The 16,608-nt window shown below is 42.4% G+C and carries 19 protein-coding genes; 12 read left to right on the forward strand and 7 right to left on the reverse strand.

Features of this window, described 5'->3' with window-relative positions; translation table 11 throughout:
- Positions 1-573 (reverse strand): phage tail fiber protein, encoded by a 573-nt coding sequence (locus tag CRG89_RS00165; RefSeq protein ID WP_103286393.1) that lies wholly within the window; start codon positions 571-573, stop codon positions 1-3.
- A 148-nt stretch (positions 574-721) separates the two neighbouring features.
- Between CRG89_RS00165 and CRG89_RS00170 the strand changes: the two genes are divergently transcribed.
- From CRG89_RS00170 to CRG89_RS00180, 3 genes are all read left to right on the forward strand, one after another.
- Positions 722-1,603 carry a hypothetical protein gene (locus CRG89_RS00170; RefSeq protein ID WP_103286394.1) on the forward strand — a complete coding sequence of 294 codons (882 nt, stop codon included), beginning with the start codon at positions 722-724 and terminating at the stop codon, positions 1,601-1,603.
- Between the two features lie 149 nt (positions 1,604-1,752).
- Positions 1,753-2,976, forward strand: a complete 1,224-nt coding sequence (locus CRG89_RS00175; protein ID WP_197706644.1) for a glycosyltransferase — start codon at positions 1,753-1,755, stop codon at positions 2,974-2,976.
- A gap of 52 nt (positions 2,977-3,028) precedes the next feature.
- Positions 3,029-3,730: a uracil-DNA glycosylase gene (locus tag CRG89_RS00180; RefSeq protein WP_103286395.1), complete on the forward strand. Its 702-nt coding sequence runs from the start codon at positions 3,029-3,031 to the stop codon at positions 3,728-3,730.
- Here the strand turns inward: CRG89_RS00180 and CRG89_RS00185 are convergent.
- Entirely contained in the window at positions 3,704-4,498 is a 795-nt protein-coding gene (locus CRG89_RS00185) for a glutamate racemase (RefSeq protein WP_148695093.1), read from the reverse strand. The two genes, CRG89_RS00180 and CRG89_RS00185, sit on opposite strands and share 27 nt — an antisense overlap.
- A 102-nt stretch (positions 4,499-4,600) precedes the next feature.
- Between CRG89_RS00185 and CRG89_RS00190 the strand changes: the two genes are divergently transcribed.
- Positions 4,601-5,236 carry a Snf7 family protein gene (locus CRG89_RS00190; RefSeq protein ID WP_103287826.1) on the forward strand — a complete coding sequence of 212 codons (636 nt, stop codon included), beginning with the start codon at positions 4,601-4,603 and terminating at the stop codon, positions 5,234-5,236.
- A gap of 69 nt (positions 5,237-5,305) precedes the next feature.
- Here CRG89_RS00190 and cobM read toward each other — a convergent pair whose 3' ends face one another.
- From cobM to CRG89_RS00210, 4 genes are read right to left on the reverse strand one after another with little or no spacing between them, the layout of a single operon-like run.
- Complete coding sequence (gene cobM, locus CRG89_RS00195) at positions 5,306-6,154, reverse strand: precorrin-4 C(11)-methyltransferase (protein ID WP_197706643.1); 849 nt, start codon at positions 6,152-6,154, stop codon at positions 5,306-5,308.
- A 30-nt stretch (positions 6,155-6,184) separates the two neighbouring features.
- Positions 6,185-6,961 (reverse strand): precorrin-2 C(20)-methyltransferase, encoded by a 777-nt coding sequence (gene cobI / locus CRG89_RS00200; protein WP_148695092.1) that lies wholly within the window; start codon positions 6,959-6,961, stop codon positions 6,185-6,187.
- Between the two features lie 58 nt (positions 6,962-7,019).
- Positions 7,020-7,622: a precorrin-6Y C5,15-methyltransferase (decarboxylating) subunit CbiT gene (gene cbiT, locus CRG89_RS00205; protein ID WP_103287828.1), complete on the reverse strand. Its 603-nt coding sequence runs from the start codon at positions 7,620-7,622 to the stop codon at positions 7,020-7,022.
- 17 nt (positions 7,623-7,639) lie between these two features.
- Positions 7,640-7,945, reverse strand: coding sequence for a hypothetical protein (locus tag CRG89_RS00210; protein ID WP_103286398.1), 306 nt, complete (start codon positions 7,943-7,945; stop codon positions 7,640-7,642).
- A 139-nt stretch (positions 7,946-8,084) separates the two neighbouring features.
- Between CRG89_RS00210 and CRG89_RS00215 the strand changes: the two genes are divergently transcribed.
- From CRG89_RS00215 to CRG89_RS00230, 4 genes are all read left to right on the forward strand, one after another.
- Positions 8,085-8,675: a CBS domain-containing protein gene (locus CRG89_RS00215; RefSeq protein ID WP_158648630.1), complete on the forward strand. Its 591-nt coding sequence runs from the start codon at positions 8,085-8,087 to the stop codon at positions 8,673-8,675.
- A 105-nt stretch (positions 8,676-8,780) separates the two neighbouring features.
- Positions 8,781-9,263, forward strand: a complete 483-nt coding sequence (locus CRG89_RS00220) for a Mut7-C RNAse domain-containing protein (protein WP_103286400.1) — start codon at positions 8,781-8,783, stop codon at positions 9,261-9,263.
- Complete coding sequence (locus CRG89_RS00225) at positions 9,250-9,957, forward strand: TIGR00296 family protein (protein ID WP_103286401.1); 708 nt, start codon at positions 9,250-9,252, stop codon at positions 9,955-9,957. Before CRG89_RS00220 ends, CRG89_RS00225 begins: the two co-directional genes overlap by 14 nt.
- A 51-nt stretch (positions 9,958-10,008) precedes the next feature.
- Positions 10,009-11,253 (forward strand): glycosyltransferase, encoded by a 1,245-nt coding sequence (locus CRG89_RS00230; RefSeq protein WP_158648631.1) that lies wholly within the window; start codon positions 10,009-10,011, stop codon positions 11,251-11,253.
- Positions 11,254-11,290: 37 nt separating this feature from the next.
- Here the strand turns inward: CRG89_RS00230 and CRG89_RS00235 are convergent, their stop codons facing one another.
- The gene (locus CRG89_RS00235) at positions 11,291-12,502 is read right to left on the reverse strand and encodes a tRNA sulfurtransferase (protein ID WP_158648632.1); all 1,212 of its coding nucleotides are present in this window, start codon (positions 12,500-12,502) and stop codon (positions 11,291-11,293) included.
- A 93-nt stretch (positions 12,503-12,595) separates the two neighbouring features.
- On the opposite strand from CRG89_RS00235, the gene asnS reads away from it, so the two are divergent.
- From asnS to sat, 4 genes are all read left to right on the forward strand, one after another.
- Positions 12,596-13,903, forward strand: coding sequence for an asparagine--tRNA ligase (gene asnS / locus CRG89_RS00240; RefSeq protein WP_197706642.1), 1,308 nt, complete (start codon positions 12,596-12,598; stop codon positions 13,901-13,903).
- Positions 13,904-13,969: 66 nt separating this feature from the next.
- A complete protein-coding gene (locus CRG89_RS00245; RefSeq protein WP_103286405.1) occupies positions 13,970-14,410 on the forward strand; it encodes a hypothetical protein in 441 nt (146 codons plus the stop codon).
- A 221-nt stretch (positions 14,411-14,631) separates the two neighbouring features.
- A complete protein-coding gene (locus CRG89_RS00250) occupies positions 14,632-15,351 on the forward strand; it encodes a phosphoadenylyl-sulfate reductase (protein ID WP_103287829.1) in 720 nt (239 codons plus the stop codon).
- A 26-nt stretch (positions 15,352-15,377) separates the two neighbouring features.
- Positions 15,378-16,571 (forward strand): sulfate adenylyltransferase, encoded by a 1,194-nt coding sequence (gene sat, locus CRG89_RS00255; RefSeq protein WP_103286406.1) that lies wholly within the window; start codon positions 15,378-15,380, stop codon positions 16,569-16,571.
- Positions 16,572-16,608: the final 37 nt, after the last annotated feature.

Raw genomic sequence — 16,608 nt, forward strand, 5'->3', positions numbered from 1 at the left:
CTATGTTATGTTTATCTGCCAGTTTATGGTTATGGAATCACCTTCTTGCAGGGTTGGAGGGTTGTTTATCAGTGCTACAGCAACGAGTGTACCTCCACTTGAAGAGTCGAATAATCCAGCCTTGTTTATTGTGAAGCTTGGGTTTGCACCGCTTGTCATTGTGAATGTCTTGCTTATCGTTATCTGCCCAGTCCCTCCAGAGGTTGCTGTACCTTGGGCCCTCTCAAGCCCTTGCGATGTTATCTCCCCTACTAGGGTTGTATCACTTGCACTAGGTGGAGTAGAGTCTGTGCTCAATGCTATGTACTGTGCTGTACCGCTGGATGCTGTACCAAATGCCTGCTGCTTTATAAAGTCCTTCCCAGCATCTGTTATAAGGTTATGGGTCTCATACCTGTATATGATATGACCATTCCTCTCAACCGTTATGAGCACTACATCATGAAATACTGCACTCTCAACGCTACCCTTGCTTGTACCACTGCTAATCCCTATACCATTGACTGTGTATACGACCAAGAATATTCCTAGTAAAAGGGTACTTGTCCCTATTAATAGCCATGCTCTGACCATAAAACAATTCTATTATACATATACAAAAGTTTTATGGTAAACTCACCTACATATGGTAATAGGTGGTATGAGTTATATTAAAGTAGCCAAATAAATAAGCAAGTAAGCAGGAGAGTAAGCAAGTATGAGAAGGTCTATACTTTTATTCATGATGCCAGTAATATCATGGCTAGTCATAATTTACACCAACGTATTCTTGGCTATTAACACACCAAAGCAGAATACAGAGTATGATGATAGCCCCAACAGTATACCAGTTGGCTTAAGTAGATGGGTTGATGGAGGTGATGATAGCAGAGACCCTTGGCATTGGAGGCTCAAGATATGGAAGTGGCGTGAATTCCTTGCATGCGAGAGCATAGCATTGGATATGCATGATGGTAATGCATACAACTATGTTAGGTTTGATGGCTCTAGCATAGAGATGAGCCTACTCACCATACCAGAGATGGATTATGTGTATGTTGCTGGCATAAGTGTTGGTGATGTATGGAGAGAAGGTGGTAAGAGCAATTCATACCAACCAGAACCACTCAGGATAGCAATGCTGGATAGACTAACCCTTGATCTTAACATCCATGAGTTCAGAGGTGCTCCACTCTCACCATTCATACTCCCCTCATGGTACGCATTGCTTACAGATCTATGGTTCAGGGTCAAGAATGTTACAATAGAGGATGATAATGGTGTAAAGCATTACGGGGAGAAGGTTCTCGGTATAGATATATTCCATAGAACGATGAGTGGGGGGCTAAACATACTAGTAATGGGTATGAAGGATGAGTACTCTAGGATAGAGCCATGCAACAAGAACTTCATCTACAGCATAAACCTACCATCCAGCACTACTAGCATAGATATACTTGCATTGCTTAAAAAGGTTCAGGAAGAAGCAAGAAGCAAGGGTTGGTACTTCAGCATGGACGATGTTGAACTTGTCATGGTTGAGACTGTGCTTGAGAGTTACTGGTCATACACATATGCAAGGGTAGAACCCCCAATCATAGTGTATAGCAAACGTGTTGATTGATAATTAGCATGCAGATGATAATGCATCTTATATAGGCTAATACTTCCAACCACTTACACAATTATTTCATGAAATCAAGTACCATATCATAGTTATTATCAAGATATACAGTGAAAGATACTTAAAGAAGTTATATCACACATCTACCATTGCAGGTAAGTGATGGTGGCATATTGAGCAAGGGCTATTACAGGAATGATGATGGTGATGGAAGGGATGTGGATGTAGTACTCTCCATCATAATACCTACATACAATGAGGCAGAGAATATACCTAATCTCTTAAGATCTATAGGGGATGGCTTACATACGTTTCTAAAGCAACTTGATGCAATGGCTGAGATAATAATAGTTGATGATGGTAGTCCAGATGGTACAGCAGATGTTGTAGAGCAGCACTCTAAACATATAGCAAGTGAGGGAAGGCTCAGCATCAAGGTACTACGCAGGTATGGTAGGAGAGGCTTGTTATCTGCAGTGCTTGATGGTCTAAAGGCTGCTAAGGGTAGCAATGTGGTTGTTATGGATGCTGATCTATCGCACCCTCCAGCACTGATACCAGCAATGCTTGATGAACTCATACAGGATAGGTGTGATCTGGTTATAGCATCAAGGTATGTTGATGGTGGCTCAGTAGAGAACTGGAGTATGAAGCGTAAGGCATTAAGCATATCAGCCAACATGATTGCAAGGGTGATCCTTAACCTTGATGTAAAGGATGCTGTATCTGGCTTCTTTGCATGCAAGAGATGGGTGCTTGAGGGTATAGAGTTCATAACCTCAGGCTACAAGATACTGCTTGAGGTACTCGTCAAGGTTGATAACATAAGGGTGAAGGAGATACCCTATACATTCGTTAACAGGAGCCATGGCAAGAGCAAGTTAAACTTGAGGGTTGTCATAGAGTACTTGAAGGCTATATGGCTACTCTACAGGTATGGTAGGAAGAAGCGTAGAGAAGAGAGGAGAGGCTCTATACTATTCCTCTCAAGGGCAGCAAGGTTCTACACAGTAGGTTTAAGTGGGCTAGCTGTCAACTATGGTATAGCCTCACTAGCAAACTCCCTGCTTGCAAACATGCATATTGCAACGCTTGCAGGCATACTCTGCTCTATCACATCCAACTTCATCCTTAACAAGTTATGGACGTTCGAGGATACAGACCTTGCAGTGCTGCATACGCTTAAGCAGTATGCATACTACATGGGTTTGAGTTCTATTGGTGGTACACTGCAGTTCATTCTAATACATCTACTTAACCAGATATATGGGATGAACTACAACCTTGCACTGTTTATAGCAATAGGATTAGCATCAATATGGAACTTCTTATCCAACAAAAAGTGGACCTTCAAGGAGAGGATCTGGGGCTAGCCTCAATATTAGCAATAGATATCTACAAATAGAATCCTTGCATTCTAGCCATGTGTTTGATAGCCTTGATTCACTTAACAGGGCTATAGTATCATGTAGAGCATGTGAGAGGCTTGTAAGGTATAGGGAGTATATAGCAAGAGTAAAGGTTAAGAGGTTCAAGGATTGGGAGTACTGGGCCAAGCCAGTACCAGGGTTTGGGGATCTCAATGCTAGACTACTCATAATAGGACTTGCACCTGCTGCACATGGAGCAAATAGAACAGGGAGGATGTTCACTGGCGACTCATCTGGATCATGGCTAATCAAGGCATTGTATGAGACTGGATTTGCAAACAAGCCTACAAGCATAAGCAGGGATGATGGTCTTATCCTTAAGGATGCTTATATATCAGCAGTACTTAGATGTGTACCTCCAGATAACAAGCCTAGCAAGAGCGAGGTGGATAACTGCATGATATACCTTATGCAGGAGGCATCAATGCTCAAGAATGTAAGGATAGTACTTGCTCTAGGCATAATAGCCTTCAGTACATACTGCAGGATGAATGGCATATCCGGCTTAAGGTTTGGACATGGATCATCCTATGCTGTAAGGGATAGAGATGGTAGGATGGTAACCTTGCTCTCATCATACCATCCAAGCAGGCAGAATACACAGACTGGAAGGCTGAGTTGGAGTATGTGGATAGAAGTATTCAGAAGGATTAGGCTTATGCTAGATATGCTAGATGGGTCTGAACCTAAGCCCTAACCTCTTAAGCGTAGAGGAGAGATGCTCATCCTTATCCACATCCAGAACGCTTAGCCTTACCTCCTCTTCTTCCTCCTCCTTACCCATCTCTCTAGAAAGCATCCCATGCTCCTCTAGATACGTCTTAACCCTTGCTACTGTATCCATGACAGGGTTCATTATCTTAATGTTGGGGTAGAGTGATTGCAATACATCCTCCATTAGTGCTAGATGTGTGCTGCCTAGTACTATGCTATCTATGCTTGCATCCTTCAGCAACCTTCTACACACATCTGCTATAGCATGCTCAGCACCATCCTGAAGGAACCTGCTTGACTCTACCATATCTATGAGTTCTGTAGCATCAACAAGAGTTATGCTTGCCCTACTCATGTATGCCTTGAACGTATCATGAAGATCTACACTCCTTACAACTGCTCTACTTGCAAGTACTGCTATACCCTTGCTACTTGATAACTCTACTGCCCTTGCAAGAGAGTAGTGGAGGTATACACCAAATAGGAGTGTACTGCTAACCAACCTAAGATCATTAAGCACTAGCATTGATGGTGTTATTGATGCAACTATTATACACTTTGGATCATACCCTTCAAGCCTCCTTATCCCTCTTCCAACTATATCCCTCAACTCCTCTCTACTCTTCAAGCCATATGGATAGTTCCTTCTATCAGCAAAGTATACTATATGCTCCTTTGGCAGTTCATGCATTAGCACCTTTATAACAGATATTGAGCCTAGACCAGAGTCAAATACACATATAGGTTGCATGAGCAATAATACAAGATATAACTAATAACCATTTCTTTATTTCTTAACCATGTCAATAACTATGCACATACAATGATAATAATGGTGATGATGATTCTTAACATGACAGAGTTCAGTAACAAATGGGTAAAGAAGGATGATAGAGGGATGGGTGATAGAGTTAGGGATGCTCTCAAACCACAGGGTCCTCTGAGGCCAAGGGTTGAGCAGGCTATGAATAGAATACAGTTACAGATACAGAAGATAGATACCATGCTTGCAAAGATGCGTGAGAGGGATGCTACACTATTCAGGAGGATAGTTGAGGCTGTACACAAGCATGATATGGAGACGGGTAGGATGCTCTCAAATGAGTTAGCTGAGGTTAGGAGGGTTAGCAAGACAATGAACAATGCAAAGATTGCTTTAGAGCAGGTGCATCTTAGGCTTAGCACAGTACACGATATAGGCGATCTTGCTGTATCACTTGCCCCTGCAATAAGCGTCATGAAGGGTGTTAAGCAGGGTATAAGCAGGTTCATGCCAGAGGCTGAGGGAGAGATAAATGAGATGACAAGTACGCTAAGCAACCTGATGGTGGATACCATGCAGGGAGGCAACTTCAACTTCGTTAGCGATGTTAGCAGTGAAGATGTTGAGAGGATACTTGCAGAGGCAGCAGCAGTTGCAGAGAAGAGTTTAGATAGCAAGTTACCATCGGTATCAACAGAGTCAGCAGAGGAGTTACCAAGGTTCTAGCATCTAGAATAGCTATCATATTTTTACTCTCTACCTACTATCCTACATTTATCTATGCTAACTAACTAACTATACCTTGGCACTTCTATACGAGTGTGTAAACCCAGAATCATACACCTTTGAGAACTCATATCCTCTTGGCTTTACAACCTCTCCTACTATTATCACTGCAGTCCTGTTTATCCTAGCATCCTTAACCTTCCCTGCTATATCCTTCAATGTACCAACTATAACCTTCTCATCATCCCACGTTACCCTGTACACTACAGCAACTGGAGTATCATCATCATAACCAGCATCAATCAACTCACCTACTATATCCTCTATGAGGTGAACGCTAAGGTAGAATGCCATTGTACATCTATGCCTTGCTAGTTCCTTTATGCTCTCCCTCTCTGGTACAGGGGTCCTGAACTCTGCCCTTGTTATTATAACTGTCTGTGTAACACCTGGTAGCGTGAGTTCTGTCTTGAGCCTAGCAACTGCAGCAAATAGAGCACTTACCCCTGGCACAATCTCAACATCTATCCCATCTTTAGTAAGGGAGTCTATCTGCTCTCTAGTTGCAGAGTAGAGTGAGGGATCACCATCATGTAGCCTTAGAGTAACCCTTCCCTTCATTGCGTTATCCTTCAGCACTGAGTATATCTCCTCCCTACTCATGGTTGATGCGTCGTATAGCAGTGCACTGCTCTTTGCAAATGCAAGTATCTCAGGGTTGAGCAGGGAGCCAGAGTATACTATAACATCAGCATCCTCTATTAGCCTCTTTGCCTTGAGTGTTAACAGTTCTTTATCCCCTGGCCCAGCACCAACGAAGTACACCTTACCCCTGTGGTTGATATGTGCATTGCTACTACTACTGCTGCTGTCATTATTATTATTGTTGTTATCGCTTATCTGCTCCCTCATATCCATACAATCACACCCACTCATACTAACATGTTGTTATTGTTGTTTACTATGATGCTCACGCTTCACAACCATCATAGAGAAGTACTTGCTTACCTTGCTTGTATCTATATCCTTCAGCCTTGTCATCTTTATAACCTGTCCTTCAGAGCCTATATCTTGTGCTATTGCAACGTATGCATCATCTGGCATATGCTCCCTTATTATCCTTATAACATCATCAAAGTACCTACCATCCTTCATGAAGACTACTGTATCACAACTGCTGACTATCTTCTTAACCCTCTCAAGATCATAGCATGCTGGCACTATAGCCATTATCTGCTCCCCCTCAACAAGGTTCATCTTTGCTTGTGATGCAAAGGATGTGAACGATGCTATACCTGGCACTATCTCAACATCTATCTCTGTATACCTGGAACTCAACTCCCTATACATGTATGCAAACGTGCTGTAGAGTGAAGGATCCCCAACGCATAGGTATGCTACTACCTTACCACTCAAGCATGCCTTTGCCATCTCATCAGCATTGCTCCTCCACACATCAGCAAGTCTGCTCCTATCCTTAACCATTGGGAATACAAGGCTCTTAACCTCAACCTGTCCATCTCTTATCCTTGACTCTATCAATGGTTTAACTATGCTCAATGCCATGCTCTCCCTCCCCTCCCTAGATGTTGGTGCAAAGATCACATCGCAATGGTTGAGTACATCTAATGCCTTTAGAGTCAAGAGCATTGGATCTCCTGGACCACAGCCTATGCAGTAGAGTTTATGACTTTTGTTATTGTTGTTACCATGCATCATCGTCATCTTACCTGCTTGATCCAAGTAGTTGCAGAGATATTTAAATAGTGAATATCCTCCTAACTTATGGCTTCTCTGCTGAGATTATCAGCACTGGGTTCCTTGCTATAAGCATTGTACCAGTGCTTATCCTCCTCCCCTTCGCTACAACCACTTGAGTAACATCAACATCCTCTAGCCCTAGATCATACATTGCACTCAATGCACTGCTCATACTCTCAACCATTATTGTATCAACGACTATCCTGCCCTTGCTCCTTAGCCTAGTACATGCAAGTCTAACTATATCATACATCCTACCTCCAGCACCACCTACGAATACTGCATCTGCCTCAGGCATACTTGGTAGTACATCCATGGCATCCCCCTGCACAACCTCTATGTTTGTTATACTGAACCTCCTTGCATTCTCTCTAATCAGTGCAATGGCATCTGCATCCCTATCTATTGCATATACCCTGCCAGTGCTACCAACCTGGATTGCAGCCTCTATGCTTATGCTACCAGTTCCAGAGCCTACATCTATAACCCTGTAGCCCTCTCTAAGCCTAGCCTTGCTCAATGCTATAACCCTAACCTCCTCCTTTGTTATAGGAACACTCTCATCTCTAACGAATAGGTCATCTGGTATGCCAGGGGTTCTGTAGGGCCAGAGATGTTGATCCATGCATATCATCCCTTTAACTACTGACCCTGCTCACCTGCAAACTGCTGGTACATGAATGTGTTGTAGAGTATCCATACTAGAAGGAACATGAAGACATACCCTCCCATCCCAGTTGTTACCAACTTCCTAGACTCCGATGGTGGTATCCTCTTACCTAATGAGAACCTAGCAATGAGGTAGGTTATGAAGTAGAGCAGGAACCCTATCCCTATACCCCTGAATGCTTGAGGGTTGTTGCTTAGGAAGCCTAGGGCCCCTGCAACTATACCTGCAAGTACTGCAAAGCCTATCCTAAGCCAGAATACCTTGTCAATGGGGCTCATCACCCTGTATACTCTGAGGATGGTTTAATTCCTTTTGGTTAAGTTGGGTTAGTGAAGTATGGTTGAGATGGGATGTAGATGGCTTAACTTATATTGCCATACATGCTTAATATATGAAGGGAGGAGGAGGGAGGTAAGTATGGTAGCAAGAAAGGATAGGGAGAGTACGGATCCACATGTAACCACTAGGGTACTTGTTAAGGATGTGATGAATAGCCCAGTGATAACAGCTAGTCCAGATAGCAAGGTTAACGAGCTTGCAAAGATGATGGGTGATATGAAGATTGGGAGCATAGTGATAACCGATAATGGGCAGGCTGATGGCAATCCAGTTGGGATAGTCACAGACTGGGATATAGTTAGCAAGGCATCTATCAAGGATGAGAAGCCAAGCAGGATAAAGGCTAGGGATATAATGCAGCAACTTATAACTATAGATAGTGAAGCAAATGTTACAGATGCTGCTAGGTTACTACGTAAGCATAATGTGAAGAGGCTTGGCGTAGTTTATAAGGGCAAGCTGGTAGGGGTTGTATCCTCCTCGGATGTCATAGCAGTTATGCCAGAGCTTGTTGATGTTATATCTGAGAAGGCAAGCATGTTTAGAGGAGAATTTGGAAGGAGCCCAACATTGATCTCAGGCTACTGTGATGAGTGCGATGAGTGGTCTGACTACCTTGCATATGTTGATGGCAAGTTCCTGTGCGATGAGTGTAGGACTGGTGGATGAATGAATGAATTAACTGATGAATGAATTATTAATAAATAGAAGATAAAATAAAATTTAAGAGCAATAACATCAAGAATAATAATAGAGGGCGTTGTATGAGTTAATATGGTAAGACTGCTTCTGGATGGGATGCTTGGGAGCATGGCTAGAAAGTTAAGGATGTTTGGGTTCGATACACTATACTATAATGGGTTGGATGACTCTTCGCTGCTTGATGAGTGTATAAAGGATTGTAGAATACTTGTAACTAGCGATGAAGAACTATTCCACCATGCATCCAAGCTTGGTTTAAGGAGTATACTTGTGAAGGGTAACAGTATAGATGATATGGCATATGTATTAAGATCATTAGGCATAAGATCTATAGGGTTTGATATAAATAATGCAAGATGCTCCCTATGCAACTCAACTATAAGGCATGTTAGCAAGGATTCTCTAACTCTAAGGGGGTTACCAGATGGGGTGCTTGAGAGGTATGAGGACTTTTACATCTGCACTAACTGTGGAAAGGTCTACTGGGAGGGTAGCCATATCAAGAGGATACTTGAGTTTGAGAAGGGGGTGAATAGTAGGCTTGCTGATGCTTAGCGATGAGGATGGCTATACACTGATAAGGCTTGCAAGGAGTGCCTTAGAGCATTACCTGAAGCATGGTAGGATGATAGATGTTGATGAGCATATAAGATCAAGGTATTCAATGAAGGCTGGAGTATTTGTAACGTTAAATGAGTTGATAGATATGAGTGGCAAGGATGGCAATCGTAATGATAATGATAATAGTGCTATTCGTGGCAAGAGTATATACATTGATTATGCAAAGGTAAAGGTTAAGGAAGAGTTGAGAGGTTGCATAGGCTTCCCATTACCAAGCAAGGAGCTCTGCTATGCTATAGTAGATGCTGCAGTAGCAGCAGCAACAGAAGATCCTAGGTTCGAACCTGTAAAGAGTTCAGAACTAGATAGGATAACGGTTGAGTTGAGCATACTAACTGAGCCAGAACTCATAACTGTTAAAGATCCAAGGGAGTACAAGGATAAGATCAAGGTTGGGAGGGATGGTCTCATGATAGTATGGCGTTACGGCTCTGGACTCTTGCTACCTCAGGTTGCGGTAGAGTATGGATGGGATGAGGAGAGGTTTCTCTGCGAGACATGTATGAAGGCAGGTGCAATGCCAGACTGTTGGTTCTATCAGGATACAAGGGTTTACAGGTTTGAGGCTATAATATTCAAGGAGGTAGAACCAAATGGTCGTGTTACAAGGGTAAGACTTGCAGAGTGAGCCTTTGCATGTAGTTATATTAATAGGCACAATTAATTGATGATGTATAGCATGAGTAGGAGAGCGTATGTTGGAGTGTATGGGGTTGGTTTAGGGCATGCAAGCAGAATGCTAATGGTGGCAGAGAGGTTAAAGGCTCATGGCTATGATCTAGAATTCTCATCGTTTGGGGATGCTGTAGATTACATAGATATGCATGGTTATAGATGCAATATGGTGCCAGAGGTTGAGTTTGGATGGAATCCTCTCTCTGGCTTTAATGTGAAGAGGAGTGTAATGAAGATACCTGAGAACCTATTCAACTTCACAAGGCAGTTGAGGGTTGAGATGGAGAGTATATCAAGGTTTAGACCAGATGTTGTGATAAGTGATACTAGGCTCTCTACACTATTTGCAAGCATCATGTTAGGTATACCATGCATAGTTATACTCAACCAGATCAAACTCCTTCTATCCCCAAGGCTTAGAGAGTTTAGGATAGTTAGGTTATTCGAGGATATGCTTGGTGAGTTGTTTGGAATGCTATGGAGTAGAGGTAATACACTAATTGCCCCAGATCTTCCTCCACCATACACCATATCAGAGCAGAACCTATGGCATATCAACAACGCTTCCAACAGATTGGAGTACTCCGGCTTCATGATACCAAGGCTAGTTCTTGATGAGGCTAGAGTTAAGAAGGTAATGAGGGCATTAGGGTTTAATGATGGATATTATTATTATGATGATGGTCATGACAGTGACAAGTCTCCCGCTATTGTATTTGTGCACATAAGTGGACCATCTGAGACAAAGCACCACATAATTAGAAGCATAGTGGAAGGGTTGAATAACATGAATGGGCATGATAGTAATAATGGAAGAGGTAGTAGCATAACAGTTGTAGTATCTGAAGGTAAACCCAAGGGGGATACAGTACCTAGAAGAATTAGTAATGGTTGGTACTTCGAATGGTGCCCATGCAGGGATGAGTTGTTCTCAATTAGCAAGGTTATAGTTATGCGTGGAGGGCACTCAACCATCGCACAGGCTATACACCAAGGGAAGCCATTGATATGTATTCCAATAGAGAATCATAGTGAGCAGTTGGGCAATGCAAGTAAAGTAGAGAGGTTAGGGATGGGGATAACGCTTAGGGAGAAGCATCTAAGGGCAGAGCATGTTTATGAAGCAATATACAATATTCTTAACGATTACGGTAGGTATGAGAAGAATGTTATGCATGTAAGGGATGTAGCAACCAAGATGGATGGTGTAGAGGAGGTGGTGAGTAGAGCACTCTTACTATCAGGTTGATCACCATACTATATGTTGATGGTCTCATATCATCCCATCACACGTTATCTCCTTGCATCCGTCTAATCCCATCTATTATATCATGTACCATGTTTGGGCTTAACTTAACCTCTAGCGTATGCATGTTATTTATGCACTCCTCAACATATTCACCAATATAACTATCATCAACTGCAATTGATTCAGTGGACTTGCTAATATCCTGTATCTCCCTTACACAATCTACACCAAATATCCTTGAATAGTGTAGGAGATAGTTGGAGAACATCAATGGAAATATTACATTCCTACAACTCACCCTCCTCATCACACTATTTATGAAATCCATGCTGTGTAATGAAGATAATGGGAGTGCAATGATACTACTACTGCTGTTACTACTATTATTACTGCTGCTACTGTTGCTACCCATACTACTAGCAATACTATTACTATTATTACTCTTGCTACCCATATCAGATACCCTTACCAATCTATCTAATAGAAGAGATGTCAGCAATGTATTCTTATAATGATAATGATACTTGTTACTGCTATCAACATCATTGCTCCTAGGGGTATAGTATGTGTACTTCAACTCTATACTCTTCCTTGGGAGCATCCTTGCTATAACCTCTATCTTCTTAGCAACCCTCCTAAGCATCCCATCCTCACTATATACTACAATTATGGATGGATAGAATCCATGCTCTGCTAGCACATATGCTGCTACTGCTGATATACAATCATATACACTACATAGAGCATAACCATTTGAGCCTACAGGGAGCCCTCCAGCACCATCCCTGTATATCCTGCATACATACGCACCCTCATCTGCTATGTAGACCCTTATCAGCCTATCGTAACCCTTGCTTGATGGCTTAACATTGAGCATGGAGAGTTCAGAGAGCAACGCTGCAGTTGCAGCAAACTCCACATCCCTAGTCACTATACCCTTAGCACTACCAAGAACCTCTACATGGAACCTCTCGTTAGAGTGTATTATGTGCTTACCTACACTTACTATAGCATCTACTAGGGAGTCTAACTTTTTATCTGCAGTGTCTGCTATACCTATACTCCTTATCCCAAATACATTTGTCAGTGCATACATAGCATCTACAGGCTCATCAACATCCAAGAGCAGAAGATGCCCATCCTGCTTAATGCTACACCTTTCATGAGCATCTAGCACCGCCATTATGTTACTCTTAAGAACATCCAGCCTTGATGATGCAAATTGTGTAGGCTCTACAACTACAACCATCCATATTAACATAGAGCAAAGGTAATAATAAGCATTCATCCCTCCTCCTCCTTACTCTATAGATTTAAAACTAAGTTCAGTAGAAGTATGCATGTGCAGAGTGGTGCTGCTGTAAGGACCACTGTGGATGAGTGCCTATCCATGCAGGATGGTAGCATGGTTGAGTTGAGGGGATGGGTTGCTAACAAGAGCGATATAGGCTCCCTAACATTCATACTCTTGAGGGATGGCTCAAACTATATACAGTTAGTAGGAAAGAAGGGAGTAAGTAGTGATGATGTAATCAGCATAATGAAGGAGGTTAGCATAGAGTCTGCTGTACTAGCTAGAGGTACTCTACGCTCAGATGCTAGAGCATTGAATGGTAAGGAGGTGCTAGTCAAGGATATAGAGGTTATAGCAAGGGCAGAGGAACCATGGCCAATAAACAAGAGTACTGTAAGATCTGCATCCTTTCTGTATGATAACAGGCATCTCTCAATAAGGGGTATGAAGAGTAGTTCTATAATGAAGATAAGGAGCGAACTTATCAAAGCAGCATTCGACTTCTTCTACGACCATGGGTTCACTTTCATAACTGCACCATCCATAGTAGGTACCGCAGTGGAAGGGGGTGCAACACTCTTTGAGTTGGAGTACTTTGGAAAGAAGGTATACTTGACGCAGAGTGCACAGTTCTATGAAGAGGCAGCGATATGCTCATTCGGCAAGGTATTCACCATGCAGCCAGCATTCAGGGCTGAGAAGAGCAAGACACCTAAACATCTTACAGAGTTCATAATGATAGAGGCTGAGGTTGCATTCAACACACAGGAAGATAACATGAGGCTTCAAGAGGAACTCCTCACATACATATACAATAGGGTTGCAGAGAGGAGGAAGAGGGAGTTTGATATCCTAGGGAGAAGGTTGAAGCCAGTAGAGAAACCATTCCAGAGGATAAAGTATGATGAGGTTAGGGATACTGCAATGAAGCATGGAATAAACTTTGAGTGGGGTGAGGATATACCAACCGAGGCTGAGAGGCTCATCTCAAGGATGTTTGAGCAACCATTCTTCATAACAGATTATCCATTGAGTGCTAGAAGCTTCTACCATATGTGTAGAGATGATGATCCAAGGATAACACTATCCTCTGATCTAATAGCTCCAGAGGGCTTTGGTGAGATAGCAACTGGAGGGCAAAGGATACATGATTACAACACACTCCTTGAGAGGATAAAGAGCAACAACCTTCCTCTAGAGTCGTTCAGGTGGTATCTGGATCTGAGGAGGTATGGTATGCCACCACATGCTGGCTTTGGGATAGGAGTTGAGAGAGTGATTAGATGGTTATGCAACCTCAAGCATATAAGGGCTACATCACTCTTCCCCAGAACCATAACTAGGGTATATCCCTAATAATATAATATAGTATGAAGTATGAAATAAACTTATTTATATAAAGGGGATGAGATTAACTAATCAATGTTTAAGGATAAGCATGTAGAGGTATCGAAGCGTGATATAATACTCAAACTGCTATCATTTACTCTAGCATTCGTTATAATAGATACGATGATAACATACTATGGTATCTCGCTTGAATGGGTACCTGCATACCTTGAGACCAGCATAATCTACAACCTCTATGGGCTTGATGCCTTCCTGCTGGGCAAGATTGTAATTGGTGCTCTAGTGGTATACATCTTCTATAGGAACCTTATGATGAAGATGGCTAAGGGTAGGAAGGTTTACAGCATGATCCTACTAGCATTTGCATCTGTATCATGGTTTGCAGTTATCTCAAATATCCTTGTGATCATAGACCTAAACTACCTTCTCGATATATACTATCTTGCAATAGTGCCAGTGAGCACTATACTGTTATTCCTACATGGATTATGGTGGGTTAGACTCAAGGTTTAGATCTACGCTATAGATTAAATCCATCATTCTGCTGGATGTTAACTACTGATACTCGTACTGTATGTACAAGTATTGTATTATCTTGTCTACTTGCTTGAATTATACCATTGCTTACAGTTATTATCTCATAATATCCTATACCATATCTCTTTCATATGCTACTCTCTAACATTTATGAATCAAGGCTTAGGTTTATAAATAATTGGTTCCAAACCTCCTGCATGCAAAGTGTTGAGGCTATAGCCAAGGAGTTTGAGAGCAAGAGTGCTGAGGAACTGCTCAGATGGGCAATAGATAAGTTTCATCCAAGGATAGCGTTGGCATCAAGTTTTGGGGCAGAGGATGTTGTGCTCATAGATATGCTGGCAAGGATAAGGAAGGATGTTAGGATATTCACCCTAGACACTGGAAGGCTCAACCAGGAGACTTATGATGTTATGGATGCTATAAGGGATAGGTATGGTGTAAGCATAGAGGTCTACTTCCCAGATGCAAAGGAGGTTGAGGAGATGGTAAGGAAGTATGGGCTCAACCTATTCTACCATAGCGTTGAGTTGAGGAAGCTATGCTGTGAGGTTAGGAAGGTTAAGCCATTGAATAGAGCCTTGAATGGGTTGGATGCATGGATAACTGGACTTAGAAGGGAGCAGGCAGATACTAGAGCAAATATAGCAAAGGTTGAGGTTGATGCGCAGCATAACGGGATATTGAAGATAAACCCTCTAGCAGACTGGACATGGAGTATGGTATGGGAGTATATAAGGAGGAATAAGGTGCCATACAACAAACTGCATGACAAAGGTTATCCAAGCATAGGATGCGAGCCATGCACTAGAGCAGTACAGCCTGGAGAGCCCTTCAGGGCAGGTAGATGGTGGTGGGAGCAGGATTCATACAAGGAGTGTGGACTACACTTGAACCCTCTCAAGAGCAAGGGATGACAAGAAGGGTATAGTATAAGATCTCTATGAAAGGTATTATTGAACCACATGGAGGTAGGCTGATCAAAAGGATCCTTGATAAGAGTTCTAGGGAGAAGGTACTGAACGATGATGATATGCTAAGGGTTTATATCGATGATGATCTAGCAAGTGATGTTGAGAATATAGCAGATGGTATATTTAGCCCACTTGAGGGTTTCATGGGTTACGATGATCTCATACATGTGCTGAGGGAAGGGAGGCTTGCAGATGGACTCCCGTGGACCATACCTATCCTGCTTGATGTTGATCATGATACAGCAGCAAGGATGAAGGATGCAAAGGATGTCTTGCTTGTAGGAAAGAAGAGTAGTGCTATGGCGTTGATGCATGTTGAGGATCACTACAGATACGATAAGATGGAGATAGCAAGGAGAGTATACCAGACTGATGATAGATCACATCCTGGAGTAGCAAAGACATTGGCCATGAATGATTACTTTGTACATGGTAAGATAACCCTCGTAAGCAGGGCAAACAACACTAACAACAACAATACTAATAATGATGAGGATAAGTATGGGCTTAGGAGGTATAGGCTCACCCCAGAGGAGTCTAGAGCAATAATTGCAGAGAAGGGTTGGAGGAGCGTTGTAGGCTTCCAGACAAGGAATATACCACATCTAGCACATGAGATGCTCCAAAAGTCTGTACTCAACTTCTTCGATGCACTCTTTGTAAACCCGCTTATAGGCAGGAAGAAGTCAGGTGACTTTAAGGATGAGGTAATACTAAGAGCATATGAGGTGCTGATAGAGAACTACTATCCAAAGGAGAGGGTGCTCTTTGCTACACTACATACTGAGATGAGGTATGCTGGGCCCAAGGAGGCTATACACCATGCTATAATGCGTAAGAACCTTGGATGCACACACTTCATAGTTGGTAGAGACCATGCTGGTGTTGGCTCATTCTACCATCCATTTGCTGCGCAAGAGATATTCAAGGAGTATCCAGATCTAGGCATAGAGCCTGTCTTCTTCCCTGCATTCTTCTACTGCAAGAGGTGCATGGGAATAGTTAGTGAGAGGATGTGCCCCCATCCTCTTGACTACAGGCTTGAGTTGAGTGGTACAAGGCTTAGAAAGATGATAAATGAGGGTGAGAGACCCTCAGAACTCTTGATGAGGCCAGAGGTTGTTGATGTTATAATGCAGCATAAGGATCCGTTCGTGCCATAGCATAGCACTTTAATTACTCATCCTCTTATGCATGTAT

The organism is Candidatus Nitrosocaldus islandicus (assembly GCF_002906215.1).
Taxonomy (GTDB): domain Archaea; phylum Thermoproteota; class Nitrososphaeria; order Nitrososphaerales; family Nitrosocaldaceae; genus Nitrosocaldus; species Nitrosocaldus cavascurensis.